Origin of the sequence: Thermithiobacillus plumbiphilus (assembly GCF_038070005.1) — a bacterium.
Taxonomy (GTDB): domain Bacteria; phylum Pseudomonadota; class Gammaproteobacteria; order Acidithiobacillales; family Thermithiobacillaceae; genus JBBPCO01.
The window spans coordinates 13,571-31,182 of sequence record NZ_JBBPCO010000003.1 but is presented as its reverse complement, the minus strand read 5'-3'; the positions used below and the strand labels follow the sequence as shown (position 1 = coordinate 31,182).

Genomic DNA, 17,612 nt, shown 5'->3' with positions numbered 1-17,612 from the left:
ATTTCAATTGCGGGAGCGCGCATGCGTAACTGGATCAGACGCATTCATTTCATTGGCATCGGTGGCGCCGGCATGCGCGGCATCGCCGAGGTCCTGCTGAATCTCGGCTATCACGTATCCGGCTCGGACATTGCCGCGAGTACCGCCACGTTGCGACTGCAGGATCTCGGGGCCACGGTGTTCATCGGCCACGAGGCGGCCAACGTGCGCGGTGCCGATGTGGTTGTGGTGTCCTCGGCCATCAACGAAAGCAATCCCGAGATCGCCGCCGCCCGCGAGGCCAAGACGCCCGTGATCCGCCGCGCCGAGATGCTTGGCGAGCTGATGCGCTTCAAGCAGGGCATCGCCGTCGCCGGCACCCATGGCAAGACCACCACCACCAGCCTGATCGCCAGCATCCTGGCCGAGGGCGGGCTCGATCCCACCTTCGTGATCGGCGGCCTGCTCAATGCCTCCGGCACCCATGCTGCATTGGGTACTGGCGACTATCTGGTGGCCGAGGCCGATGAATCCGACGCCTCCTTCCTGGAACTCGCGCCGGTGATGGCGGTGGTCACCAATATCGATGCCGATCACATGCAGACCTACGAGCACGATTTCGGCAAGCTCAAGGCTGCTTTCTTACAGTTTCTCGGGCGTCTGCCCTTCTATGGCCAGGCGGTGCTCTGCCTGGAGGACCCGGTAATCCGGGAACTCCTGCCGCAGATCCAGAAGCCGATTCTGACCTATGGCTTTGGGCCGGATGCCGATCTGCAGGCCCGCGACCTGCGCCATGACGGACTCTACAGCAGCTTCACGCTCTGGCGCCGCGTATCCAATGGCGAAAGCGTCAAGTGGCTGGACATCAATCTACGCCTGCCCGGGCGGCACAATGTCCTCAATGCCCTGGCCGCAATCGGCATTGCCAGTCGGGTCGGGGTGGAGGAGGACGCGATACAGCGGGCACTGGCCCAGTTCGGCGGTATCGGCCGACGCTTCCAGGTGCTCGGACAGGGGCGGGGTGCCATCTTCGTGGATGACTACGGCCACCATCCCCGCGAGATCCAGGCGACGCTGGCCGCCGCGCGTGCCGCCTGGCCCGACCGGCGTCTGCTGGTCGCCTTTCAGCCGCACCGTTATACCCGCACCCGGGATCTCTTTGCGGAGTTCACCACGGCCTTCGACCAGGCCGATTCGGTGTTCCTGACCGGCGTCTATCCGGCCGGTGAATCCCCGATTCCCGAGGCCAGCAGCGCCAGGCTGGTGGATGCCCTGGGCGGGCGTGGGGTCAAGGCCTGCCTGGTCGAAGAAGTGGCCGGACTGCCGGCCAGACTGCTTGAGGATCTGCGCCCCAATGATGTCGTGCTGACCCTTGGGGCCGGCAATATCGGCCGCCTGGCGTCGCAATGGCCTGAAATTTTCGGCCCCGAGTGGGAGGTCTGAGATGAGCCCCACGGTCCCTGCCGACACCATGCAGCCCCTGCGCGGACGGCTGCGTCTCGGGCAGCCCATGGGGCGCTACACCAGTTGGCGGGTGGGCGGGCCGGCGGATCGACTCTATCTGCCCCGGGATCTGGCAGATCTGCGCCAGTTTCTGGCGCACTGGCGGCAGGGGCCGGTGACCTGGGTCGGGATGGGCAGCAATCTGCTGGTCCGCGCCGGTGGCATCCGCGGCACGGTGGTGGTCATGGCCGGCGCCCTGAACGACATGCAGCAAGTGGATCAGGTCACGGTACGCGCCGGTGCTGGTGTCAGCTGCGCCAAACTGGCACGTTTCTGCGCCAATGCCGGGCTGGCGGGCGCGGAATTTCTGGCAGGCGTGCCGGGCACGCTGGGTGGCGCACTGGCCATGAATGCCGGTGCGCATGGTGGCGAAACCTGGCCGCTGGTAAAAAAAGTGGAACTACTCGACGCCGACGGGAATCTTCAGGAACGTGTCCCGGCGGATTTCCAGATTGGCTACCGCTCGGTTCAGGGCATGGCGGACGCCTGCTTCGTGGCCGCGGAACTCTCACTCAGACCGGAAGATCCGGCCATCGTCAATCGTCGCATCCGCGACTGGCTGGCCCGTCGTGCGGAAACCCAGCCTTTGGAGATGCCAAGCTGCGGCTCGGTGTTCCGCAATCCGCCGGGAGATCATGCCGCGCGGCTGATCGAATCCTGCGGGCTCAAGGGCCGACGCATTGGCGGCGCGCAAATTTCGGAGAAGCACGCCAACTTCATCGTGAATACCGGGACCGCCAGTCCAGCGGACATAGAAATGCTCATCCATGAGGTGGGCGAGACGGTCGAACAGCGTACCGGGATACGTCTGCATCCGGAAGTGCGGGTCCTGGGTGAAATGGACGAAAATTATTCTGTTTCATGTAGATTGAAGCGGAAAATACGAGGAATGTAGGATACAATGCCAAATTTTAGTCGGGTGGCGGTTTTGTTCGGTGGACCCTCGGGAGAACGCGAGGTATCCCTGGAAAGCGGTCGCAATGTTTTACAGGCCTTGCAGGCACAGGGGATCGATGCGGTCGGGATCGACGCCATGCCCGGCACGCTCCCTGAGCAGTTGAAGGCCAGTGGAGCAGAGATCGTGTTCAACATGCTGCATGGCCGCTTCGGCGAGGATGGGGTGGTGCAGGGCTGTCTGGAAGCCCTGGACCTGCCCTACACCGGGTCCGGGGTGCTGGCCTCCAGTCTGGCGATGGACAAGCTTCGCACCAAGTGGTTGTGGAAGGGCGCTGGTTTGCCAACTCCGGAATTTCGCATGCTGGATGCGGATTACAGCGACTGGAATACCCTGGTAGCCGAGATCGGCCTGCCGATGATGATCAAGCCCATCCGTGAGGGATCGAGTCTTGGCATCAGCAAGGTGAAGTCCCTTGAGGAATTGCCGGCGGCCATCGATGAGGCGCGCCGCTTCGATCAGGTCGTCATTGCCGAACGCTTCATCCAGGGGCGCGAGGTGACGGCCGGGATTCTCGAGGGCCAGGCGCTACCGGTGATCCGGCTGGAAACCAGCCGCGAGTTCTATGATTACACGGCCAAGTACCTGGTCGATGACACGCGCTATCTCATTCCCTCGGGCCTGGGAGAAGTGCTGGAGAGCCAGGTGCAGGAACTGGCAATAAAGGCCTTCGCTGTCGTGGGCTGCCAGACCTGGGGCCGCGTGGACTTCATGGTGGACGGCGATGGTCAGCCTTGGCTGATCGAGATCAACACCGTGCCCGGCATGACCAGTCACAGCCTGGTGCCGATGGCGGCGAAGGCCGCGGGCATCGAGTTCGGGGAGCTGGTGCGCTGCATTCTCGATGCCGCCCGGCCACGGGATGGGGTCCGGGAGGCCTGATGTCGGCCTACCGTAGCCAGGCCCCGGAAGCCGCGCCGACGCCAGGCTGGCGGTTTCGGCCCCGGCATCTGGCCTGGTTGCTGGGATTGGCGTTTGCGATGCTCGCCGCCAGGTCGTTCTGGGGCTGGCTGGCCAAGCCCGAAACCTTGCCGGTGCGCGAGTTGCAGGTGGAAGGCAATCTGCAGCACGTGCGTGCGGAATGGGTCCGGCTGCAGGTGCAGCCGCTGGCGGCAAAGGGTTTCCTTGGCGTGGATCCGGATGCGGTCAGGGCCACGCTCAGGCAGATGCCCTGGGTGGCGGATGCCTCGGTCTGGCGCGTATGGCCGGATCGCCTGCGCATCCGCATCGTCGAACAGCAGGCGGTTGCCCGCTGGCAGAACGGACAGCAGGTGCAATTGGTCAATGCCCTGGGGCAACCCTTCTCGGTGCCGGTGAACCAGGTGCCGCGCGGACTGCCGCTGCTGCAGGGGCCTGCCGGACAGCAGGCGCTGGTGCTGCAACGCTTCCTGGAGGCGGACCGAATTACCCGCGCGGCAGGCGCCCGGCTGGTCGCCCTGAATCTCGATGCCCGTGGCGCCTGGCGCTGCCGCCTGGATCCGGGGGTCGATATCGCGCTGGGGCGCAACGGGCCCTTGGAGCGTCTGCAACGCTGGATGGCGGTATACCCGCAGGTAAGGGCCTATCTGGGCGCGAAGGCCACGGTGGATCTGCGCTATGCAAACGGATTTGCGATGATGAACCTGCATACAGGTCGGGAGAGGGAATGAGCAAACGAAGTGACAAGCAGCTGGTGGTTGGCCTGGACATCGGGACATCCAAGGTTTGCGCCATTGTCGCCGAAGTCAGGCCCGAGGGTGAGGTGGAGGTGATCGGTATCGGTCGCCATCCCTCAAGGGGCCTGAAAAAAGGCGTCGTCGTCAATATCGACTCGACCGTGCAGGCCATTCAGCGGGCCGTGGAAGAAGCGGAGTTGATGGCAGGGGTGCAGATCCAGAGTGTCTACGTAGGCATTGCCGGCAGTCACATTCGTGGCTTCAACAGTCACGGCATCGTCGCGATCAAGAACAAGGAGGTCGGCCAGGACGACATCAACCGGGTCATCGATGCCGCCAGGGCCATTGCCATTCCCATGGATCAGAAGGTGATCCACATCCTGCCGCAGGAATTCATCATCGACGAACAGGAAGGCATCCGGGAACCGATCGGCATGTCGGGGGTGCGGCTGGAAGCCAAGGTGCACATCGTCACCGGCGCGGTCAGCGCGGCGCAGAACATCGTCAAATGCATCCGGCGCTGCAACCTGGAAGTCGATGACATCGTCCTGGAACAGATCGCCTCCAGCGAGGCGGTGCTCATGCCTGACGAAAAGGATCTCGGCGTCTGCCTGGTGGACATCGGCGGCGGCACCACCGATGTGGCCGTGTTCGTCGATGGCGCCATCCGCCACACGGCGGTCATTCCCATTGCCGGTGATCACGTCACCAACGACATCGCCGTGGCCCTGCGCACGCCCAGCCACGCCGCTGAAGAGATCAAGAAGAAATATGCCTGTGCCCTGACCCAGCTCGTGGACGAGGAAGAAGACATCCAGGTCCCGAGCGTGGGCGACCGGCCCTCGCGCAGCCTTTCCAAGCGTACCCTGGCGGAAATCGTCGAGCCGCGCATGGAGGAACTGTTCCTGCTGATCCAGGCCGAGCTCCGGCGTTCGGGGCTCGAGGACATGATCGCCTCGGGGCTGGTGCTGACGGGTGGCTCCAGCAAGATGATGGGGGCTGTGGAACTGGCCGAGGAAATCTTTCACATGCCCGTCAGGCTGGGTAATCCAGCCCCGGTCCGGGGTCTGCAGGACGTCGTCCGCGATCCCATGTATGCCACCGGTGTCGGGCTGGTGCTTTTCGCCCGTCACAATGGCGTGGAGCGAATCGTGGAGCCGCCGATCAGCAGTAACGGCTCCATGTCTTCCATTTTGCAGCGCATGAAGTCCTGGTTTCAGGGTAGTTGAATATTTTTATGAATTGCATGGCAAACGATAGCAGTCTGGCGAACGCACGGCGCGCGGGATAACACGGAAAAGGTGAACACTATGTTCGAGATGGTCGATACGCAGGAAATGCAGGCAGTCATCAAGGTGATCGGTGTTGGTGGTGGTGGTGGCAATGCCGTGGACAACATGGCCGATGCCGGACTGGAGGGTGTCGAATTCATTGCAGCCAATACGGATGCACAGGCCCTGGCCCGCTCCAGGGCCAATGATGTGTTGCAGCTTGGCACGGATGTGACCCGTGGCCTGGGTGCTGGCGCCAATCCCGAAGTCGGGCGCAAGGCCGCCGAGGCCGACAGCGATCGCATCCGCGAAATGCTGACGGGCGCCGACATGGTGTTCATCACCGCCGGCATGGGTGGCGGCACCGGTACGGGCGCGGCCCCGGTGGTGGCGAGCATCGCCAAGGAAATGGGCATCCTGACCGTGGGCGTGGTCACCAAGCCCTTCGGTTTCGAGGGCAAGAAGCGCATGGCCAATGCCATGACCGGCATCGAAGAGCTGACCCGCCATGTCGATTCGCTGGTCACCATTCCCAATGACAAGCTCCTGTCCGTACTGGGCAAGAATGTCTCCCTCAAGGACGCGCTCAAGTACGCCGATCACGTCCTGCTCGGCGCGGTGCAGGGCATCTCCGAGCTCATCACCAGGCCCGGCCTGATCAACGTCGACTTTGCCGACGTGCGCACCGTCATGTCCGAGATGGGCGTAGCCATGATGGGCTCGGCCACGGCCACTGGCGAAAACCGTGCCAAGGATGCAGCCACGCGGGCGGTATGCAGCCCTTTGCTGGAGGATGTCAACCTGAACGGGGCCCGCGGCATTCTAGTCAATGTGACCGCCGGTCTGGACCTCTCCATTGGCGAGTTCGAAGAGGTCGGCAACGTCATCAAGGGCTTCGCGGCCGACGAATCCACCGTGGTGGTGGGCACCGTGATCGACCCGGACATGAGTGGCGAGCTGCGGGTGACCGTGGTGGCAACGGGTCTCAACCGGGCGGTTTCGCTGGCAAGCCCGCATGAGCCCGTGGTTCGCCCTGTGCCGGGCAATCCCGGCCGGCAGCCCGAGCGCGCCAGCGGGCAGGCACAACCCGGCCGCTGGGGCCCGCAGGGGCGGGCCATGTCGGGTGCGACGCCGGATTACAGTGATCTCGACATACCGGCCTTTTTGCGCAAGCAGGCAGACTAGGTTCCTCGGCAGCGATTTTGCATAAGCACGAGAGACCGACCTCTGACCGATCGGTCGGTTTCTTGTTGGATTAGAGAAAAAAGTTTGTTACGCTTATGCAACATCGCCAGGAGGCGGCCCCCGGTGGGGCTGGATAGCACATGATCAGGCAACGCACACTCAAGAACATGGTCTGGGGCACGGGCATCGGCCTGCATTCAGGCCGCAAGACCTACATCGGTCTTCGCCCTGCCCCGGTGAATACCGGGATCGTCTTTCACCGGGCCGACCTGGGTGAAAACGCGCTGATCCCTGCCAGGGCCGACCTCGTCGTGGACACACAACTCTCGACCAATCTCGGCAAGGATGGCGTGCGGGTCTCCACGGTCGAGCACCTCATGTCCGCCCTGTCAGGCATGGGTATCGACAATGCCTATATCGATCTCGATGGGCCGGAAGTCCCGATCATGGATGGCAGTGCCGCACCCTTCGTGTTCCTGCTCCAGTGTGCCGGCATCGAGGAACAGCTTGCCCCGAAACGCTTCATCCGGATCACCAAAACCGTGCAGGTCGAGAATGGCGACCGCTGGGCCCGGCTGGAACCCTATGAGGGTTTCAAGGTGTCCTTTGCCATCGATTTCGATCATCCCGTGGTACGCAATGGCAAGCAGTTCGTGAGTCTGGATTTTTCCAGGACCTCCTACGCCAAGGAAGTGGCCCGGGCCCGCACCTTTGGCTTCGTGCGCGAGGTCGAGGCCATGCGGCGCATGGGGCTGGCGCTGGGCGGCAATCTGGATAACGCCATCGTGGTGGATGATTACCGGATCCTCAACGAGGACGGCTTGCGTTATGAGGACGAGTTCGTCCGCCACAAGATTCTGGATTCGGTCGGAGATCTGTACCTGGTGGGCAGCCCCTTGCTGGGCCATTTCAGTGCCCATAAATCAGGCCATGCCCTCAACAACCAGCTGATCCGCCGCCTGCTCGCCCACCGCGATGCCTGGAGCTATGTCGAACTGGGTCAGGAACAGCAGGCCTTTCCCCTGCGGGAAAGTCTCGTCCACGCCTAAGGTTTGTCCAGGGTGCTTGCCAGCCGCCGCATGGCGGCTGCCAGCCCTTTGTCCTGCACGCTTTGGGCAACGCCTCGAAGTGCTGCCGCCCCCAGTGGTTGCCCCCTGACCGCTGCCTCGCCCCCTGCCGCGCCCCGCTTTTTATATTCGGCCAGCGCAGGCTGTACCTTGCATTGAATCCTCTTGACCGGTTCACTGGGGTAGCGTTGATTCCAGTTGCTGGCCAGCCGTGCCTCATGCAGGCGCAGCCATTGCTTCCAGGCGCCGGAACTGGCGCCCAGGCGCAGGACCTGCTTTTCCCAGCCGAGCACATGGAAGTGCTCCTGTGCCTCCGGGCCGAGCCAGCCGAGCAGAATCCGCTGGCGTTCCCGCAGCTTCAGCGCGTGATCAAGTAGCTTTGAAAGTTCCGGATCCTGGCTTTGTCTGAGTATTTGCCGCATGTGCCTCCCTGGCGGATGGTCGGATCCTGTTCTGATGCACCCCTTACACGCGGGGATTACATATGGTAATTTGTCCCTTATTTTTTCTCACCTGATTCCTCACACGCAGACCTTTCTATGATCTCCAGTTTAGTACGACGCTTCATCGGCAGCCGCAATGACCGGACCATCAGCCGCCTGCAGGGCTTGGTGGCTCGCACCAATGCCCTGGAAGCCGATCTCGCGAAGTTGAGCGATGCCGAACTCGCCGCGAAGACGGTCGAATTCAGGCAGCGCCTGGCCAAGGGTGAAACCCTGGATGACATCCAGCCGGAGGCCTTTGCCGTGGCCCGTGAGGCTGGCAAGCGCACCCTCGGCATGCGTCACTTCGACGTCCAGCTGATCGGTGGCATGGTGCTGCATCAGGGCAAGATCGCCGAGATGCGCACGGGTGAAGGCAAGACCCTGGTGGCCACCCTGGCCGCGTACCTCAACGCCCTGCCCGGCGAGGGCGTGCACGTGGTGACGGTGAACGATTACCTGGCCCGTCGCGATGCCGAGTGGATGGGGCGCATCTATCGCTTTCTTGGACTCTCCGTCGGCGTCATCGTCTCGGATCTGGGCCAGGAAGAGCGCCGTGCCGCCTATGCCGCCGACATCACCTACGGCACCAACAACGAGTTTGGTTTCGACTACCTGCGCGACAACATGGCCTTCCGCCCGGAAGAGCGGGTTCAGCGCAAGCTCAATTACGCCATCATCGACGAAGTGGACTCGATCCTGATTGACGAGGCCCGCACGCCGCTGATCATCAGCGGCCCCACCGATGACAACACTGACCTTTATCAGCGCGTCGACAAGGTCATCCCGCATCTGCAGGCCGAGGAAGACTACACGGTCGACGAGAAGGCCCGGCAGGTCATGCTGACCGAGGAGGGCACGGAGAAGGCCGAGAACCTCCTGCGCGAGATGGGCATGCTCCAGGAAGGCAATCTGTACGATGTCACCAACATCAACCTGGTTCACCACCTGAATCAGGCCCTGCGCGCCCATACCCTGTTCAAGCGCGAGGTGGACTATATCGTGCGTGATGACCAGGTCATCATCATCGATGAGTTCACGGGCCGGATGATGAGTGGCCGGCGCTGGTCCGAAGGCCTGCATCAGGCGGTCGAGGCCAAGGAAGGCGTGCGCATCCAGAACGAGAACCAGACGCTCGCCTCGATCACCTTCCAGAATTACTTCCGCATGTACCAGAAGCTCTCGGGCATGACCGGCACGGCCGACACCGAAGCCTACGAACTGCATCAGATCTATGGCCTCGATGTGGTGGTGATTCCGACGCACCGGCCGGTACAGCGCAAGGACATGCCCGACCTGGTGTACCGCACGGCGCAGGAGAAATACAAGGCCATCATCGACGAGATCCGCGATTGTTACGAGCGCGGACAGCCGGTGCTGGTGGGTACGGCGTCAATCGAGAGCAATGAACTGCTGGCCTCGCTGCTGAAGCAGGCGAAGATCCCCCACGAGGTCCTGAACGCCAAGCAGCACGAACGCGAGGCGGAGATCGTCGCCCAGGCCGGCAAGCCCAAGGCGGTGACCATCGCCACCAATATGGCGGGTCGTGGTACCGACATCGTGCTCGGCGGCAGCATCGAAGCCGATATCCATGCCATCGAGCAGGACGAGACGCTCTCGGATGAACAGCGCAAGGCGCGCATTCAGGAGCTCCGCGCGGTCTGGCAGAAACGCCATGATGAGGTGCTGGGCCTGGGTGGCTTGCACATCGTTGGCACCGAGCGGCACGAGTCCCGACGCGTGGACAATCAGCTACGCGGCCGCGCCGGCCGTCAGGGCGATCCAGGCTCCAGCCGCTTCTTCCTGTCCCTGGAAGACAACCTGATGCGCATCTTCGCCAGCGAGCGCATCAGCGTCATCATGCAGCGCCTTGGCATGCAGGAAGGCGAGGCGATCGAGCACAAGTGGGTCACCAAGGCCATCGAGAACGCCCAGCGCAAGGTCGAGGGACGCAACTTCGATATCCGCAAGCAGTTGCTCGAGTATGACGACGTCGCCAACGAGCAGCGTAAGGTCATCTATCAGCAGCGCAACCAGATCATGGACACCAATGACATCAGTGACATGGTCCGTGATCTGCGCCGCGAAGTGCTCGAAGAGGTGCTCGCGACCTATGCGCCGGCCGGCGTGATGGAGGAGGAATGGGACCTGGCTGGACTGGAAGAGGGCCTGGAGCGGCAGTTCGGGGCGCAGCTCCCGGTGCGAAGCTGGATGGCAGCCGATGGCAACCTGGACAGGCAGTCGCTGTTCGACCGGCTCCTGCAGGAAGTGACCGCCATCTATGAAGCCAAGACGCAGCAGATCGGCGAGCCGGTGATGCGGCATTTTGAAAAGGCGGCCATGCTGCAGGTGCTGGATGCCCAGTGGAAGGATCACCTGGCGGCCATGGACCACCTGCGCCAGGGCATCCACCTGCGCGGCTATGCCCAGAAGAATCCCAAGCAGGAGTACAAGCGCGAAGCCTTCGAGATGTTCAACGCCATGATCGGGCGGCTCAAGGTCGAGCTCATCGAACTGGTATCCAAGGTGCATGTGGCGGCCGAGCAGGATGTCGAGGCTTTCGAGGCTCAGCATCAGCAGCCTTCCCGGATGCAGTTCCAGCACCCGGCTCTGGACGATGCTGGCGGCGACCCGGCCGACATGCCCGCGGCCAGTCCGCAGACCAGTGTGCGCGAGGGCGCCAAGGTGGGTCGCAACGAGCCTTGCCCCTGCGGTTCGGGCAGGAAGTACAAGCACTGCTGCGGGCGCCTGAGCTGACCCACCGGGATAGGGGCCAGGCCGCACCCGCTGCGGCCTGGTAGTCGATTCGCCTTTTCACTGTCAAAGAAAGAAAACCATGGCCGTTGGTCTGCAAGAAAACAGTCAGCTTTACCCCGTGCCAGGCGTGCAACTGGGCGTTGCCGCCGCCGGCATCAAGAAACCGGATCGTCTCGATCTGACCCTGCTGCAACTGGCGCCGGACACGCGCCTGGCGGCAGTATTCACCCGCAACCGCTTCTGCGCGGCGCCCGTGATCCTCGCCAGAAATCACCTGCGCGTGAGCAGCCCCAGGGCTCTGGTCATCAACACCGGCTATGCCAATGCCGGCACCGGCGAGCCCGGCATCGAGGATGCCCGCGCGGTCTGCGATGGCGTGGCGCGGCAGCTCGGCTGCGAACTGGAAGAGGTGCTGCCCTTTTCCACCGGGGTCATCGGCGAGCGTTTCCCCGTGGAGCGCCTGCTGGCGGGCCTGTCGCCATGCAAGGCGGACCTGAAAGCGGACAACTGGCTGCCGGCGGCGCGCGCGATCATGACCACCGACACCGTGGCCAAGGGCGCCAGCCGCCAGATCCAGGTCGATGGCGTGACCGTGACGGTGACCGGCATCTGCAAGGGGGCGGGCATGATCCGCCCGGACATGGCGACCATGCTGGCCTTCATCGCCACCGATGCCCCGCTTTGCGGGCCGGCGCTGGAGGCCTGCCTGCAGACGGCGGTGAACCAGTCCTTCAACCGCATCACGGTCGATGGCGATACCTCCACCAATGATGCCTGCGTCTTGATTGCCACCGGCAAGGCGGATCTGCCGGCCATGCGCGAGCCCGCCGGCGCGGCCTTTTCCGCCGTCCAGCAGGCGGTCAATGAGGTGACGCGGGAGCTGGCCCAGGCCATCGTGCGTGACGGCGAGGGTGCCACCAAGTTCATCAGCATCGAAGTGGAAGGCGGGCGGGATGTATCCGAGTGCCTGCAGGTCGCCTATCGCATCGCGCACTCGCCGCTGGTCAAGACCGCCTTCTTTGCCTCCGATCCCAACTGGGGACGTTTGCTGGCGGCCATCGGTTCGGCCGGCATCGACGATCTCGATGTCTCGAAGGTGTCCATCTGTCTCGATGACTTGCGCATCGTGCAGCATGGCGCCAAGGCACCAGCCTATACCGAAGCCGCTGGTGCTGCGGTCATGGCCAGGCCGGAAGTGGGTATCTGCGTGAATCTTGGCCGGGGCAATGCCGCGGAGATGATCTGGACCTGCGATTTTTCCTATGATTACGTCAAGATCAATGCCGAGTACCGGACCTGAGCCGGACAGGTTTACCTGACATGAGCAGCGTGGTGCAGGTGGCGGTCGGGGTGATTCTGGGCGCCGATGGCCGGGTACTGGTCAGTCGCCGGCACCAGGATGCCCATCAGGGCGGGCTCTGGGAGTTTCCCGGTGGCAAGATCGAGCCCGGTGAGAGTCTGGAGCAGGCCCTGGCCCGCGAACTGGCCGAGGAGCTTGGCATTGAGGTGCTTGCGGCCAGCTTCTGGTTCACCCAGACCTTTGCCTATCCGGACAAGCAGGTGGCCCTGCAAATCTGCAAGGTGCACCAATTTCGCGGCGAGCCTTGCGGGCTGGAGGGCCAGCCCTTGCGCTGGCTTCATCCTGATGAGCTCGATCCGCAGAGTTTTCCCGCTGCCAACCGCCCGATCATTGAGGCCTTGCAGAACATGCCTTCAACGAAGCTCCCAAGCCCCCCGCTGTATCTGATTGCCGACCCGGCGCGTTGCCCGGCCGGGTGCTTCCTGCCCACACTGGAACAGGCATTGAGCGCCGGGGTGCGCTGGATACAGTTGCGTGCCAAGGCGCTTGATCAGGCTGCCTATCTGGCTCTCGCCCGCGAGGTTCTGGTCCTGACCCGGGCGCATGAGGCGAAGCTGCTGCTCAACGGCGCGCCTACCCTGCTCGAAGAGGTGCCAGCCGATGGCATCCAGCTCTCCGCCAGCCGGCTCGCGGCCCTGCAGGGCAAGGTATTGGGACCGCATACCGGACTGTGGGGCGCATCCTGCCATGATCTGGCCGAGCTTCAGGCGGCCGAAGCCGCTGGCGTGGATTTTGCGCTGCTCTCGCCGGTCTATCCGACCGCCTCGCATCCGGGCGCGCCAACGCTTGGCCTGGACCGCTTTGCAGCGCTGGTCAGGCAGACCCGCGTGCCGGTGCTGGCGCTGGGGGGCCTCAGTCCAGATCGCGTGCCGGAGCTGATGAAAGCCGGTGCGGCCGGAATTGCCGTGCTGGGCGGCATTCTGGAGGCCGATGATCCAGGGCAGGCGGTTGCGGCCTATCTCGCGGCCCTTGCATGACTCATTGGTGTGCCGTTGACGCGCTCGCTGCAACCGTCAGCGGCCAGCGTAATTGCCAGTGCTTGCCCTGGGCGTCTTCCAGGGCCAGGGTGGCAATCCACTCGCTCGATCCCTGCATGCAGACCGGCAGGGTGATGGCCGCCTGCCACTGACCGTTTCCGGCGGGTTTCAGGGTAAATCGGTTGAGGCCCATGTCCATATCCGCCATGGTGAAGTCAATCTGCGCGCCTCGAATCTCGATGCCTTGGGTGTGCAGGCGTAACTGACCTTGCTCCATCGCATGCAGTGGGCGCGGTTGCAGTGCGACCTCTATCTCGCCGCCGGCCACCTGCGCTGTGCATGGCTGCCGCCCCAGGTTGCATTCGGCCTGCTGCTGCACGTTCTCGCCGGGAGTGAGGGCGATGAACTGGCGCAGTTGATCGCGGTTCAGAAAAATCAGCAGGACCAGACCGAGCAGCAGAATGATCGGCAAGCTGCGCAGCAGCTTTTTCCGGGTGTCAATTTTCATTATCCTAGCTCCATTCGAAACGGGGTGAAGACCATGCATGAACATTCAGCGCAGACAAGTGGCCTGATCGGGCGTTCGCCCATTCTCCAGCAGGTACTGCGGGCCGCCGGGCTGGTTGCCTCCACCGATGTGACCGTGCTCATCCTGGGCGAGAGCGGCACCGGCAAGGAGCTGCTGGCGCAATATCTGCATCAGCATTCGCCCTGGTCCTCGGGACCTTTTGTGGCGATCAACTGTGCGGCCATTCCGGAGCATCTGCTGGAATCCGAGCTCTTTGGTCATCAGCGCGGTGCCTTTACCGGGGCGAATCATGACTACGGTGGCCGCATCCGGGCTGCTGCCGGCGGCACGCTGTTTCTCGATGAAATCGGTGAGCTGTCCCTGCCGGCCCAGGCCAAGCTGCTGCGCTTTCTGGAAAGTGGCGAAATCCACCCGGTGGGCGCACCCCGCCCCATTCCCGTGCGGACCCGCCTGATCGCCGCCACGCACCGGGATCTTCCGATGCTGGTCGCCCAACAGCTATTCCGCGCCGATCTCTACTATCGCCTGCAGGTGGTGCCGCTGGAGATGCCGGCCCTGCGTGAACGCGCCGACGACGTCCTGGAGCTTTTCAGCCACTTCGCCCGTTTGGCGGCGGCTCGCCATGGTCGTGAACTCATCTCGCTCGACCGTCCGGCCTTGCGCCAGTTGCAGCGTTATCCCTGGCCCGGCAATGTGCGCGAACTCAAGAATCTGGCCGAGCGCCTGACCATCCTGCATGGCAGTGATCCCATGCCGCTGGGGCTTGCCTGCCTGCCGGCCGAGCTGCGCATGTCAGGCGGTACGCCCAAGTCCACAGGCGGCCCGTTGGTGGATACGGAACGGCAGATGCTGGCGGATGCCCTGCAGCAGGCCCAGGGCAATCGCAGCCAGGCCGCGCGGTTGCTCGGCATCAGCCGGGATACCTTGGTTTATCGCATCCGGAAATACGAACTGGCCTGAATCAGCTGCCGGCACCCGAGGGGATCAGCTTGCTGGCCAGCATCATCAGGGACAAAACGCCCATGCCGGCAATCAGTAAGCCGGCGACTCGCCGGACCTGCGGCCGGCGCGTCCACTGGGTCAGCAGGCCGGCCAGGCTGCCCATGGTGAGCACCGTGGGCAGGGTGCCGAGTCCAAATGCCAGCATCAAGAGCCCGCCCTGCAAAGCCGAGCCCGCCGACACGGCCATGATCAGTGCCGAGTACACCAGCCCACAGGGCAGCCAGCCCCAGAGTGTGCCAAGCAGCATCGCGTGCCCAGGTGATTTGACGGGCAGGAGCTTGCGGCTCACCGGTTCCAGACGGCGCCAGAGCGGACGCCCGAGGTGCTCGATGCGGCTTACCATCGGTGCCATACCGGCGAGATAGAGCCCGAGTGCGATCATGACCAGGGCGGCCAGGGCAAAGAGCAGCACCTGCGCGGCGCGCACCGGCAGGATGCCGGCCGCCAGCGCTCCCAAGCCACCGGCAATCAGACCCGCCATCGAATACGAGAAAATGCGCCCGGCATTGTAACCCAGGAGATAGGGGAACTGCTTCCAGGGGTCGCTGCGAATAGCAGGTGGCAGACTGAAGCTGAGCATGCCGACGATGCCGCCGCACATGCCCACACAATGTACGCCGCCCAGTAGGCCGACGATGAAGGCTGCGAGCAGGGGAAACTGGTTGGTTATTTCCATTTGCTTATCTCACCACATCATCGAAGTCGTTGCCAGCGGACCGCCCACGATCACAGGCGGTAGCTCGCCTGCAGATAGACGTTGATACCGGCGCCGGGCAGCCTGCTGCCCACCGGCACGTCGCTGCCCGCCACCCGGTTGATGCCGTTCAGGTGGTCCACGTAGTAACGGTTGAGCAGGTTCTCGATACCGGCATCCAGCTGCCAGGCCTGGGCCGGCGTGAAGCGGGCACGCAGGTTCAGGATCTGGTAGCCGGGCGTCCGCTGCTCGCCGTTGAAGCCCGCTACGGCGTTCTGAGGGGCGACCAGGCGGGTTTCCAGGCCCGCCTGCCAGCTCTGCCGCCGATGCCAGAGGCCCACAGTGCCCCACAGCGGGGCGATCCGGTACAGGCTGTCGCCGTCGCCCAGCTGGCGGCCACGCACATAGGCGGCCTGGCCGGTCAGGCGCCAGGCGCTGCCGAGCTCATACTGGCCCTGGCCATCGATGCCATAGAGCATCACCCGGTCCAGATTGGCGAACTGCAGCACATCGGCGCCGGCGGCGATGGCGGCCGGGGTGCGCGCGCCCTGGATGTAGTCTCGCACCTGGTTGTAGAAGAGATTGACGGTGAGCAGCGCCTGCCGCGGACGCCAGTCGAGGCCGAGGTTGGCCTGATAGCTCAGCTCCGGGCGCAGGTTCACGTCGCCCAGGTAGCGGCGGCCATCGGAGAGACCGGCGTTGGCGGCCAAGGGGGTCCAGAGATAGCGTTCCAGGAGGCTCGGCGAGCGCGTCTTGCGGGCCAGGCCCAGGCTGTAACTGAGGTCCGCACGGGCCAGATAGCTCAGCTTGGCGGTGGCATCCCAGTTCCAGTCCGTCTGGCGGCGCTCGGCGGCATTGAAGGCGGCCGCTGCCGCGCTGGTCATGGCGTTGCTGCGGGCGATGGCGTCGGCATCGGACAGGTAGCGGTCCAGGCGCGCGCCGAGATCCAGGACCCAGCGCCGGCCCAGCTCCCGCGACCATTCCGAGAAGAGGCCGAGGTCCTGGCTGCGGGCATTGTTGAACATGTCCATGGCCGCGCCTGTGGTGGCGTTCTGCTGGTAGGCGTCGAAGCGGTTGACATGGAAATCCGCGCCGAGGGTGGTCAGTCCGCCGCCGGCGACCAGGGACGAACTGAATTTGCCGCCGGTGTCGCGGGACGCGGCCGGTGCGAACATGGGGATACCGGTGTTGGAACGCAGGCTGTAGTTGTCCATCAGATGATCGACCCGATGGTGATAGAGGCTGGCTTCCACCTGGGCGAAGGGAGCGTGTCCCTGGCCGCTGTACTTGGCCCGGTAGCGCTGGGACTTGTCATAGATCATGTCCATGCTCAGCGCCGGGGTGCCGGCATCCCAGGTGTTGTGCAGGCCGGCGGAGAGATCCAGGCGACCGCGGCTCAGGCGGCGCGCATAGTCGATGTCGCCGGCCTGATAACTGTAGCCGGTATCGGCGATGGTACCGCCGCGGAAGCGGGTGTCGGCGGCCTTGCCGGCGCTGCCGGACAGGCGCAGGCCCTGGATCTCGTTGGCCAGCTGCCCTGCCAGATAACTATTGACGGCGCCGTTGTTGCTGCGCAGGCCGAGGCCCAGTTCGCCGCCGGGCCGGTATTTGGCGTCGGGCCCCAGCTCCACGCCCTTGCGTTCCGCCAGCACCACGCCGGCCGGCGCGCCGGGGCCGGTGCTGACCGGCGCGATGCCGGGGATCACCGTGAGCATTTCCAGCGCCTGCGGCTCGATGTAATGCAAGGGCGGGTCCATGCGGTTGGGGCAGGCCGGGGTGATGCTCATGTCGTCCACCCGGATGCCCACCCGGTCGCCTTCCAGCCCACGCAGCTGCACGATGCCGGTCAGTGGCCCGTTGCGGTTGACCGCCGCACCGGGCACGGTATTGAGCAGGTCGGCGCTGTCCTGGGGTGCGCGCGCGCTGATTTCGGAACTGCTTAGGATATGCTGGTCCGCGGGAAGGGCATCACCTTGCACTGTGACTTCGGGCAGCACGGTGCTTTGCTCGGCATGTACCCCGAGAGGCAGGCCGAAAAGGGCGCTCAATATGACTGATCGGGCAAGCGGCATGCGTTTCTCCACGGCTTATTGATGTTGCCGAGGGATTGCAAAGGATGTGCCACCCAAAAGTGGCGGTTTTGCTTGGGATCGGCGTACCGGGAGGGGGCAGAATTGTGGCAAATGCCGCGGTATG

General features: G+C 64.0%; 15 protein-coding genes. 11 read left to right on the top strand and 4 right to left on the bottom strand.

The features are described 5' to 3' along the window. Positions 1 to 21: 21 nt before the first annotated feature. The 7 genes from murC (at position 22) to lpxC (ending at position 7,597) form a co-directional block, all read left to right on the top strand. Positions 22 to 1,422, top strand: a complete 1,401-nt coding sequence (gene murC / locus WOB96_RS03915; protein WP_341369971.1) for a UDP-N-acetylmuramate--L-alanine ligase — start codon at positions 22 to 24, stop codon at positions 1,420 to 1,422. A gap of 1 nt (position 1,423) precedes the next feature. Beyond that, positions 1,424 to 2,377, top strand: coding sequence for a UDP-N-acetylmuramate dehydrogenase (gene murB, locus WOB96_RS03910; protein WP_341369970.1), 954 nt, complete (start codon positions 1,424 to 1,426; stop codon positions 2,375 to 2,377). A gap of 6 nt (positions 2,378 to 2,383) precedes the next feature. Then, positions 2,384 to 3,319 carry a D-alanine--D-alanine ligase gene (locus WOB96_RS03905; RefSeq protein WP_341369969.1) on the top strand — a complete coding sequence of 312 codons (936 nt, stop codon included), beginning with the start codon at positions 2,384 to 2,386 and terminating at the stop codon, positions 3,317 to 3,319. Next, positions 3,319 to 4,086 carry a cell division protein FtsQ/DivIB gene (locus tag WOB96_RS03900; protein WP_341369968.1) on the top strand — a complete coding sequence of 256 codons (768 nt, stop codon included), beginning with the start codon at positions 3,319 to 3,321 and terminating at the stop codon, positions 4,084 to 4,086. The genes WOB96_RS03905 and WOB96_RS03900 overlap by 1 nt, the downstream gene beginning before the upstream one ends. Further along, complete coding sequence (ftsA, locus tag WOB96_RS03895; RefSeq protein ID WP_341369967.1) at positions 4,083 to 5,321, top strand: cell division protein FtsA; 1,239 nt, start codon at positions 4,083 to 4,085, stop codon at positions 5,319 to 5,321. Before WOB96_RS03900 ends, ftsA begins: the two co-directional genes overlap by 4 nt. Positions 5,322 to 5,402: 81 nt before the next feature. Then, positions 5,403 to 6,548, top strand: coding sequence for a cell division protein FtsZ (ftsZ, locus tag WOB96_RS03890; protein WP_341369966.1), 1,146 nt, complete (start codon positions 5,403 to 5,405; stop codon positions 6,546 to 6,548). A gap of 140 nt (positions 6,549 to 6,688) precedes the next feature. Next, positions 6,689 to 7,597, top strand: coding sequence for a UDP-3-O-acyl-N-acetylglucosamine deacetylase (gene lpxC / locus WOB96_RS03885; RefSeq protein ID WP_341369965.1), 909 nt, complete (start codon positions 6,689 to 6,691; stop codon positions 7,595 to 7,597). On the opposite strand, the gene WOB96_RS03880 is transcribed toward lpxC, so the two are convergent. After that, positions 7,594 to 8,037 (bottom strand): DciA family protein, encoded by a 444-nt coding sequence (locus tag WOB96_RS03880; RefSeq protein ID WP_341369964.1) that lies wholly within the window; start codon positions 8,035 to 8,037, stop codon positions 7,594 to 7,596. The two genes, lpxC and WOB96_RS03880, sit on opposite strands and share 4 nt — an antisense overlap. A gap of 117 nt (positions 8,038 to 8,154) precedes the next feature. Between WOB96_RS03880 and secA the strand changes: the two genes are divergently transcribed. The 3 genes from secA (at position 8,155) to WOB96_RS03865 (ending at position 13,191) form a co-directional block, all read left to right on the top strand. Next, the gene (gene secA, locus WOB96_RS03875; RefSeq protein ID WP_341369963.1) at positions 8,155 to 10,854 is read left to right on the top strand and encodes a preprotein translocase subunit SecA; all 2,700 of its coding nucleotides are present in this window, start codon (positions 8,155 to 8,157) and stop codon (positions 10,852 to 10,854) included. 79 nt (positions 10,855 to 10,933) lie between these two features. Then, entirely contained in the window at positions 10,934 to 12,154 is a 1,221-nt protein-coding gene (gene argJ / locus WOB96_RS03870; protein WP_341369962.1) for a bifunctional glutamate N-acetyltransferase/amino-acid acetyltransferase ArgJ, read from the top strand. Positions 12,155 to 12,174: 20 nt separating this feature from the next. Further along, positions 12,175 to 13,191 (top strand): Nudix family hydrolase, encoded by a 1,017-nt coding sequence (locus WOB96_RS03865; protein WP_341369961.1) that lies wholly within the window; start codon positions 12,175 to 12,177, stop codon positions 13,189 to 13,191. Position 13,192: 1 nt separating this feature from the next. Here the strand turns inward: WOB96_RS03865 and WOB96_RS03860 are convergent, their stop codons facing one another. Then, positions 13,193 to 13,699 (bottom strand): hypothetical protein, encoded by a 507-nt coding sequence (locus WOB96_RS03860; protein ID WP_341369960.1) that lies wholly within the window; start codon positions 13,697 to 13,699, stop codon positions 13,193 to 13,195. Between the two features lie 33 nt (positions 13,700 to 13,732). Here WOB96_RS03860 and WOB96_RS03855 point away from each other — a divergent pair, with 33 nt between their 5' ends. Next, positions 13,733 to 14,680: a sigma-54 interaction domain-containing protein gene (locus WOB96_RS03855; RefSeq protein WP_341369959.1), complete on the top strand. Its 948-nt coding sequence runs from the start codon at positions 13,733 to 13,735 to the stop codon at positions 14,678 to 14,680. A 1-nt stretch (position 14,681) separates the two neighbouring features. Here WOB96_RS03855 and WOB96_RS03850 read toward each other — a convergent pair whose 3' ends face one another. Beyond that, positions 14,682 to 15,398: a sulfite exporter TauE/SafE family protein gene (locus WOB96_RS03850; protein ID WP_341369958.1), complete on the bottom strand. Its 717-nt coding sequence runs from the start codon at positions 15,396 to 15,398 to the stop codon at positions 14,682 to 14,684. Positions 15,399 to 15,448: 50 nt separating this feature from the next. Beyond that, positions 15,449 to 17,488 carry a TonB-dependent receptor domain-containing protein gene (locus WOB96_RS03845; RefSeq protein WP_341369957.1) on the bottom strand — a complete coding sequence of 680 codons (2,040 nt, stop codon included), beginning with the start codon at positions 17,486 to 17,488 and terminating at the stop codon, positions 15,449 to 15,451. Positions 17,489 to 17,612: the final 124 nt, after the last annotated feature.

Excerpts from the sequence above, each read along its gene's own strand:
- murC (WP_341369971.1), top strand. The coding sequence starts at position 22 with ATGCGTAACTGGATCAGACGCATTCATTTCATTGGCATCGGTGGCGCC.
- murB (WP_341369970.1), top strand. The coding sequence starts at position 1,424 with ATGAGCCCCACGGTCCCTGCCGACACCATGCAGCCCCTGCGCGGACGG.
- WOB96_RS03905 (WP_341369969.1), top strand. The coding sequence starts at position 2,384 with ATGCCAAATTTTAGTCGGGTGGCGGTTTTGTTCGGTGGACCCTCGGGA.
- WOB96_RS03900 (WP_341369968.1), top strand. The coding sequence starts at position 3,319 with ATGTCGGCCTACCGTAGCCAGGCCCCGGAAGCCGCGCCGACGCCAGGC.
- ftsA (WP_341369967.1), top strand. The coding sequence starts at position 4,083 with ATGAGCAAACGAAGTGACAAGCAGCTGGTGGTTGGCCTGGACATCGGG.
- ftsZ (WP_341369966.1), top strand. The coding sequence starts at position 5,403 with ATGTTCGAGATGGTCGATACGCAGGAAATGCAGGCAGTCATCAAGGTG.
- lpxC (WP_341369965.1), top strand. The coding sequence starts at position 6,689 with ATGATCAGGCAACGCACACTCAAGAACATGGTCTGGGGCACGGGCATC.
- WOB96_RS03880 (WP_341369964.1), bottom strand. The coding sequence starts at position 8,037 with ATGCGGCAAATACTCAGACAAAGCCAGGATCCGGAACTTTCAAAGCTA.
- secA (WP_341369963.1), top strand. The coding sequence starts at position 8,155 with ATGATCTCCAGTTTAGTACGACGCTTCATCGGCAGCCGCAATGACCGG.
- argJ (WP_341369962.1), top strand. The coding sequence starts at position 10,934 with ATGGCCGTTGGTCTGCAAGAAAACAGTCAGCTTTACCCCGTGCCAGGC.
- WOB96_RS03865 (WP_341369961.1), top strand. The coding sequence starts at position 12,175 with ATGAGCAGCGTGGTGCAGGTGGCGGTCGGGGTGATTCTGGGCGCCGAT.
- WOB96_RS03860 (WP_341369960.1), bottom strand. The coding sequence starts at position 13,699 with ATGAAAATTGACACCCGGAAAAAGCTGCTGCGCAGCTTGCCGATCATT.
- WOB96_RS03855 (WP_341369959.1), top strand. The coding sequence starts at position 13,733 with ATGCATGAACATTCAGCGCAGACAAGTGGCCTGATCGGGCGTTCGCCC.
- WOB96_RS03850 (WP_341369958.1), bottom strand. The coding sequence starts at position 15,398 with ATGGAAATAACCAACCAGTTTCCCCTGCTCGCAGCCTTCATCGTCGGC.
- WOB96_RS03845 (WP_341369957.1), bottom strand. The coding sequence starts at position 17,488 with ATGCCGCTTGCCCGATCAGTCATATTGAGCGCCCTTTTCGGCCTGCCT.